The sequence below is a fragment of the Synechococcus sp. R55.2 genome (assembly GCF_047462075.1).
GTDB lineage: Bacteria > Cyanobacteriota > Cyanobacteriia > Thermostichales > Thermostichaceae > Thermostichus.
In genome coordinates, this window is record NZ_JANSIH010000323.1 from 13849 (window position 1) to 20767 (window position 6919).

General features: G+C 58.5%; 6 protein-coding genes. 5 read left to right on the forward strand and 1 reads right to left on the reverse strand.

The genetic code is table 11. The features are described 5' to 3' along the window. Nucleotides 1–3 precede the first annotated feature (3 nt). Genes NW838_RS10295 through NW838_RS10305 form a run of 3 tightly spaced genes read left to right on the forward strand, consistent with a single transcriptional unit; the run spans nt 4 to nt 2977 of the window. Nucleotides 4–1560, forward strand: a complete 1557-nt coding sequence (locus tag NW838_RS10295; protein ID WP_414357926.1) for a B12-binding domain-containing radical SAM protein — start codon at nt 4–6, stop codon at nt 1558–1560. Between the two features lie 51 nt (nt 1561–1611). Next, the gene (locus NW838_RS10300; protein WP_414427991.1) at nt 1612–2772 is read left to right on the forward strand and encodes a SpoIID/LytB domain-containing protein; all 1161 of its coding nucleotides are present in this window, start codon (nt 1612–1614) and stop codon (nt 2770–2772) included. Between the two features lie 37 nt (nt 2773–2809). Next, nucleotides 2810–2977, forward strand: a complete 168-nt coding sequence (locus NW838_RS10305; protein ID WP_011433927.1) for a hypothetical protein — start codon at nt 2810–2812, stop codon at nt 2975–2977. 89 nt (nt 2978–3066) lie between these two features. On the opposite strand, the gene topA is transcribed toward NW838_RS10305, so the two are convergent. Further along, entirely contained in the window at nt 3067–5850 is a 2784-nt protein-coding gene (gene topA / locus NW838_RS10310) for a type I DNA topoisomerase (RefSeq protein ID WP_414427992.1), read from the reverse strand. Between the two features lie 196 nt (nt 5851–6046). Here topA and NW838_RS10315 point away from each other — a divergent pair, with 196 nt between their 5' ends. Beyond that, nucleotides 6047–6496, forward strand: coding sequence for a VOC family protein (locus tag NW838_RS10315; RefSeq protein ID WP_414342591.1), 450 nt, complete (start codon nt 6047–6049; stop codon nt 6494–6496). A 162-nt stretch (nt 6497–6658) separates the two neighbouring features. Next, nucleotides 6659–6919: CobW family GTP-binding protein (locus tag NW838_RS10320; protein WP_414427993.1), on the forward strand; the 261-nt coding region annotated here is incomplete at its 3' end.

Consider the following 6919-nt stretch of genomic DNA (forward strand, 5'->3'; position numbering starts at 1 on the left):
GGTATGAAGGCATTGCTGCTCTATCCGCGTTTTCCTCAATCGTTCTGGTCTTACAATCGCACCATCGAGATGGTGGGACTAAAAGCGCTAATGCCACCTCTGGGCTTGATCACCGTTGCTGCTCTGCTACCCCAACACTGGGAGATTCGCTTTGTGGATCGCAATGTCGCTGCTGAAACAGAAGCCGATTGGCACTGGTGCGATCTGGTGATCTTGTCGGCCATGCTGGTGCAAAAACAAGATTTCCACGCCCTGATTCGCAAGGCTGTACAACTGGGCAAAAAAGTAGCTGTGGGCGGGCCCTATCCAACTTCTGTGCCGCAAGACGCCCTGGAATCCGGGGCTCACTATTTGGTTTTGGACGAAGGGGAAGTGACCATACCGGCTTTCGTCAAGGCCCTAGAAGCAGGTCAAGAGTCGGGCATTTTTCGGGCCGCCGAAAAGCCGGACGTAACCCAAAGTCCTTTGCCGAGGTTTGATCTGCTGCGTATGGATCAATACTTCATGATGTCAGTCCAATTTTCGCGAGGTTGCCCCTTCAATTGCGAGTTTTGCGACATCATCTCTCTTTACGGACGCAAGCCGAGAACCAAAGAGCCAAGTCAAATGCTAGCCGAGCTGCAAGCTCTCTATGACTTGGGTTGGCGGGGTTCGGTATTTGTGGTAGACGACAACTTTATCGGCAACCAGCGCAACGTCAAGCGATTTTTACGAGAGCTGATCCCCTGGAGCCAGAAGCGCAACTATCCATTTACCTTTATGACAGAGGCTTCAGTCAACCTGGCGGAAGACGAAGAGCTGATGAGGTTGATGGTAGAAGCGGGGTTCTATGCTGTCTTTTTGGGCATTGAGACCCCAGACCAAGACAGCTTACAGATGACTCAAAAGCTACAAAATACCCGTCACCCTTTGGTGGAAGCCTGTCGCAAGATCAACGAGGCCGGACTGCTGATCTACGCTGGGTTTATTCTAGGCTTTGATGGAGAGCGGCCAGGAGCAGGGGATCGCATCCAGGCTTTTGTCGAGCAAACCGGTATTCCTCAGCCGATGTTAGGCATTTTACAGGCTTTGCCAAACACGCAACTCTGGAATCGCTTGAAGAAGGAGGAACGTTTGCTGGAAGGGATCGGCGTTACTGAGTTCGGCGATCAAAATACGCTGATGAATTTCATTCCCACCCGTTCTCTATCGGAGATTGCCCGAGAGTATCTGGAAAGTTTTTGGAAACTGTATGATCCTGCACGATATTTGTCTCGCTGCCTGCAACAGTGCCTGAATATCGGCATCAAAGATGGCCGACGGCAAATGATGAAGCTGCCCCTCCGCAAAGGGATCCATCTGCTTCTACAACTCATCTGGCGGCAAGGGATCCTTCATCCCGAAATCCGCGCCCAATTTTGGCGGCAGCTATGGACGATTTGGCGACAGAAACCGAGCCTGCTGAACCTATATTTGGGCCTCTGCGCTGCAGGAGAACACTTTTGGGAATATCGGGAATTGGCCCGCGCCCGGCTTACCCAGCAACTGGGATACGATCCTTTGCTGGCCAGCTCATCTTGACAGTATTTCTGGGGGAATGGTCTATCGATAGAGGATGCCCGGATGGGGCCTATGCGGCGACGACAGTTGGGGGCGATGGTGCTGGGATCCCTGTGGGCTGTTTGGGGAGGCTCTCGGCAGGCCCAAACGTCCGGGCGCGGAGATTGGCTGGCCGTGGAGCTGTTCAGCCGCTGGAGTGCGGATCCCTTGGCCGAGTTGGAGCTGATGGGCCCTTTTGTTTTAAATCAGCAGCCTTTTCCAACAGGCACCTGGAAGTTACAGGTTCGCCGCCAAGAGCTCCTTCTGACCGGGCCGGGACAGCCTCGTCGCTACCAGGGATCCCTTTGGCTACAGGGGGGAGCTCTGCGCTCCCTCGCAGGGGAGGAGCGTCGCTATCGGGGCTGGGTACAGATTCGTCCCAAGGGTTTAGGTCGCCTGCATCTGGTGAATTGGGTCAAGTTGGAAGACTATCTGCTGGCTTTGGTGCCCAGCGAAATGCCCGCCGACTGGCCAGCTGCCGCCTTGCAGGCGCAAGCCATCTTGGCCCGTACCTTGGCCGTTCCCCATCTGTGCCCCGGCCCCAGAAGAGAATGGCCCTCTGCCCCGATAAGGCTATTGCAGGATTCCACCGCCCACCAGTTTTATGGTGGCCTGGCCTATGAAACGGCGGCGACCACTGCTGCGGTGCAGGCAACCCGAGGGCAGATCCTAACCCATGCCGGCCAGCCGATAGAGGTTCTGTTTCACTCCACCTGTGGGGGCCACACCAGCGCCAATCAGGATATTTTTGCCCCACCCGCCCGCCCCTACCTACAAGGGGTGATCTGTGACGGGTGTCGCGCCTCTCCCTTCTATGGCCCTCACAGCGTCCGGCTCAGCCGACGGGAGTTGGAGCCAGCCTTCGGCAACGGCGATCTGGAGATTGTGCAGTCGGATCCCTGGGGTCGCCCCCTGCGCATCCGCGTTGGATCCCAACTGTTGACTGGCCAAGAGTTTGTGCTGCGCCTTGGCCAAACCCTGGGTTGGGGGATCCTCCCCAGCAACCGCTTCACGTGGGAACGTCTCCAGCCAAAGGCCGGCCAGCAGGAAGTGTACCTTTTTACCTATCGCGGAGCCGGGCATGGGGTGGGACTGTGTCAGTGGGGATCCCGCGGCTTGGCCGAGCAGGGCTACACAGCGCCGCAAATCCTCAATCACTACTTCCCCGGCACCCAGGTGATAACGTTGAGCTGAAGGCTGTTGGCCCCGACTCCAACTCTCATTTACTCCCGTGTCCCTTGCACACCCCCATCGTCGCCATCCTGCCTACTGCTACTGCAGTGAGCTGGAACACGCCCAGATTCCCAAGCGCCAGCAGCAGGATCCCTTGCCGTTTGCAGAAGCAATGGGTTGCATTGCCAATCAGGAAGCCGCCGTGGCCGCTGCTTGCGGCCCTTGAAGCAGTTGTGTCGTCAGCAAAACTGTTACATGGCTAACCCCTAAGCCACCCTGAGCAGGCGACCTTGGGCTGTGGCAGAAAAGCTGACTTCAGGCGCGAGCTTTGGGCGTGATCCTCACAATGGTGGAACGGGATCCCACCTGGGCTGACCCATTCGCTTGCGGCTCTTTGGCCATCCCGCCGCCGGTGGAAGTTGTTTGTGCTTTACGCCGCTTCTGCGGCACAGCATCTCCAGCCGGCTGGGCTGTAGGGCTGCTGGAGGCAGCTTTGGCTTGGGCTTTACCTGCAGAAGCGGTCGAGCGGCTTTTCCCCTTGACCTCTGCAGAAGAGCCTTCCTTTTCAGCCAGCACCTGCAGGGCCATTTCCAGGGTAACCGCTTCGGCAGGGATCCCTTTGGGCAAAGAGGCATTGACCTTGCCATGTTTGACATACAGCCCGTAGGGGCCGTCGTGCAGATTGACCGGCTCACCATCCTCAGGATGGGATCCCAGCTCCCGCAAGGGCTTGGCAGAGCCGCGCCCACGGCCTTTCTTGGGCTGGGCCAACAACTCCAGCGCCCGCTCCAGGCTGATGGTCAGCACATCCTCCTCGGCGGGCAGAGAGCGGAAATCGCCATCGCAGACTACGTAGGGGCCGAAGCGGCCAATACCGGCCTGCACCTTTTTCCCCGATTCCGGGTGTTCCCCCAAGGTGCGGGGCAAGCTCAGCAACCCCAAGGCAATCTCTGGCGTGACCTGATCCGGTTTCAACCCTTTGGGCAGGGAGGTGCGCTTGGGTTTTTTGTTGTCCTCAGAAACTTCTCCCAACTGCACATAGGGGCCATAGGGGCCCTGCGGGATCACATAGATTGGCTCCTGGGTTTCCGGGTGAAAGGCAATGGGCTTGGGGCCTTCTTGCTTCCGCTGGATTAGCTCCGCAATGTGTTCTGGGCTCAGATCGGCGGGGGGAATATCCTCCGGCAAGTTGGCGCGCACCTCTCCGGACTCGGTTTCGACCGCCACATAGGGGCCATAGGGGCCAATGCCGATCTTGACGGGCAGGTTCTCCAGATGGATGGAGCGGGCCAGGCTGGAGTCAATTTCCAACTCGCGGGCCTTTACCTGTCCCTCAAGACCCTGCTCGCCCAAGAAGAAATGGCGCAAATAGGGCAACCACTCCGCCTGTCCAGAAGCGATGTCGTCCAGCGTTTGCTCCATCTCGGCGGTGAAGCGGGTATTCACCAGGTTGGGAAAGTATTTTTCCAGCAGCTCGGTGACTGCAAAAGCTGTGTAGGTGGGCACGAGGGCATTCCCCATCGGCCTGACGTAGCCACGGCTCATGATCGTATTCAAGATGGTGGCGTAGGTGCTGGGGCGACCAATGCCCTCACTTTCCAACACCTTGACCAAGGAGGCTTCCGTATATCGGGCTGGAGGCTGGGTTTCGTGGGCAACGGGTTCCAGCTTCTGGCAGCGGAGGGGATCCCCCTGCCGCAACAGAGGCAGATGCACCTCCCGATCTTCCAAAGCCGCCTCTGGGTCGTCGGATCCCTCCACATAGGCGCGGAAAAAGCCGGGAAAATCGATGCGCTTGCCGCTGGCCCGGAACACCGCATCGTCTACGGCGATGAGTACGATGGTGTGGGTCTGCCGCGCCTCAGCCATTTGGCTGGCGACGGTGCGCTTCCAGATCAGGTCGTAGAGGGCCAGCTCCTGGCCGGAGAGGGGGGTTTGGCTGGGCAGGCGAAACTCTGATCCAGCAGGACGAATGGCCTCGTGGGCTTCTTGCGCCCCTTTGGTTTTGGTGGTGTACTGACGGGGCTCGGGGCTGAGATATTCTCTGCCGTACATCGACTCCACGCAGGCGCGGGCAGCGCGGATGGCCTGCTCCGACAGGTGGACCGAATCGGTGCGCATGTAGGTGATGTAGCCCTCTTCGTAGAGCTTTTGGGCAATGCGCATCGTCTGCTGGGCCGACAGGTGCAGCTTGCGGTTGGCCTCCTGCTGCAGGGTGGAGGTGGTAAAGGGAGGGGCAGGTTTGCGGGTGGAGGGGCGCTCTTCCACAGAGCTGACGATCCAGGCTTTGCCCAGAAGACGTTCCCGCAGGGCTTCGGCCTGGGCTTGATCCAGCAGCACTACATCCCGCCCGGCGACAAGCCGCCCAGTGCTGGGGTCGAAGTCTTGCCCGCTGGCCAATCGCTTGCCGGCTAGGCTCACCAGCTCTGCCGAAAAGACAGCCTGCCGCTCCTGGGAGGCAGTGCTCGGCTGCAGCTCTGCCTTCAGAGCCCAGTAGGAGGCTTTTCTGAAGGCGCGCCGCTCCCGCTCTCGATCCACCAAAAGCTTGACCGCCACCGACTGCACCCGCCCTGCCGAGAGTTTGGGGGCAATTTTTTTCCACAGCAGCGGCGACAGGGTATAGCCCACCAGGCGATCCAAGATGCGGCGGGTCTCCTGGGCACGCACCAGTTGTTCATCCACCTCACGGCAGTTTTGCAGCGCCTCCTGAATGGCCTCGCGGGTAATCTCGTGGAACACCATGCGGCGGGTGGGCACTTTGGGTTGCAGCACCTGCTGCAAGTGCCAGCTAATGCTTTCCCCTTCGCGGTCTTCGTCGGTGGCCAGGATCAGCTCGTCGGCTTTCTTGAGGGCCTCTTTCAGCTCCTTGACCACCTTTCTTTTGTCTTTGGGGATGACGTAGAGGGGCTCAAAGTCGGCGTGGACATTGACCCCCAGGCGGCTCCACTCTTCTCCTTTCAATTCTTCTGGAATTTCAGATGCCGAATCGGGAAGATCCCGCACATGTCCCATCGAGGCCTGAACCTCATACCCCGCAGGCAAGAACCCACGGATGGTACGGGCTTTGGTGGGAGATTCGACAATGACCAGCTTAGGCATAATTGAGGTTGGCAGCAATCGGCTTAGGTTGTCGCATTTCCCGCCCCAAGGATTGGGCGGGCCAGCATACACTGCAAGAGGTGCTTAAGATAGACAGCCTACTTTTCTGGAGCGTAGCAAGTCTACCTGCGCTTGACCAGCCGTCAGCGGCGATTGATCTGAGCGGTCTGCCCCCATCTGGCTGCTTTGCAGGACGATGAAACTACACCATTTTTCCATTCGCACCGCCGATATCTTCCGCTCCATCGCCTTTTACGAGGGGTTGGGCTTTGCGGTGGAAGAACGTTTTACTGCCGGGATCACGCTGGCCTGCTGGATGCGCGGCCCCTGGGGGCGTTTGGAGCTGATGCAAGTGCCGCAGCCCCATCCTGCCCCGGATCCCTTTGGGGATCCCCACTATGTGGGCTACTATCACCCCGCTTTTGAGGTGGGCCCCGAATGGGGATCCCTGGCCAACTACCTAGAACATTTGCGAGCGCAAGTGCCCCTTACCCTGCTGCTGCCGCCCCAGCTCCAGCAAATTGGGGGCCAGGTCTATGAAGTGGCGTTCATCGCCGATCCCGATGGCCTGCCGATCGAGCTCATTCGTCCCCAGGGATCCTCAGGAGAGAGTCTGCCCCAACGCCCAGAGGACATTAATAAATAGTTGGATAACTAGTTGATGGGTTAGAGGATCTAATTTGGGTGGGAGCGGTCGTTCCCCCTTGTCCAGATCCTGGAGAGCCAACCCTAAAGCTAAGCTAGTAGAGCTTCTGGGGAACTTGAGAGAAGGGTTTGTTGGCCGCTTGTCAGTTCAGCCTCACCTGATATGAAAGCTCAGCTTCCGGTGACGATTTTGACAGGTTTTTTGGGCAGTGGCAAAACCACGCTGCTCAAGCGCATCTTGGAAGAGGAGCATGGGTTGCGCATTGGGGTTATCCTCAACGAGTTTGGCGAGATTTCCATCGATGGCGAGTTGGTCAACATGCCCGAGGGGGGGCTGATGCAGCTCAACAATGGTTGCCTCTGCTGCACGGTGCGAGAGGATTTTGAACGGGCGGCCCGCCAGCTGCTCCAGCATGCCCAGGCG

Bases quoted from the DNA above. Each gene is read 5' to 3' on its own strand.
- NW838_RS10295 (WP_414357926.1), top strand. From the start codon at position 4: ATGAAGGCATTGCTGCTCTATCCGCGTTTTCCTCAATCGTTCTGGTCT.
- NW838_RS10300 (WP_414427991.1), top strand. From the start codon at position 1,612: ATGCGGCGACGACAGTTGGGGGCGATGGTGCTGGGATCCCTGTGGGCT.
- topA (WP_414427992.1), bottom strand. From the start codon at position 5,850: ATGCCTAAGCTGGTCATTGTCGAATCTCCCACCAAAGCCCGTACCATC.
- NW838_RS10315 (WP_414342591.1), top strand. From the start codon at position 6,047: ATGAAACTACACCATTTTTCCATTCGCACCGCCGATATCTTCCGCTCC.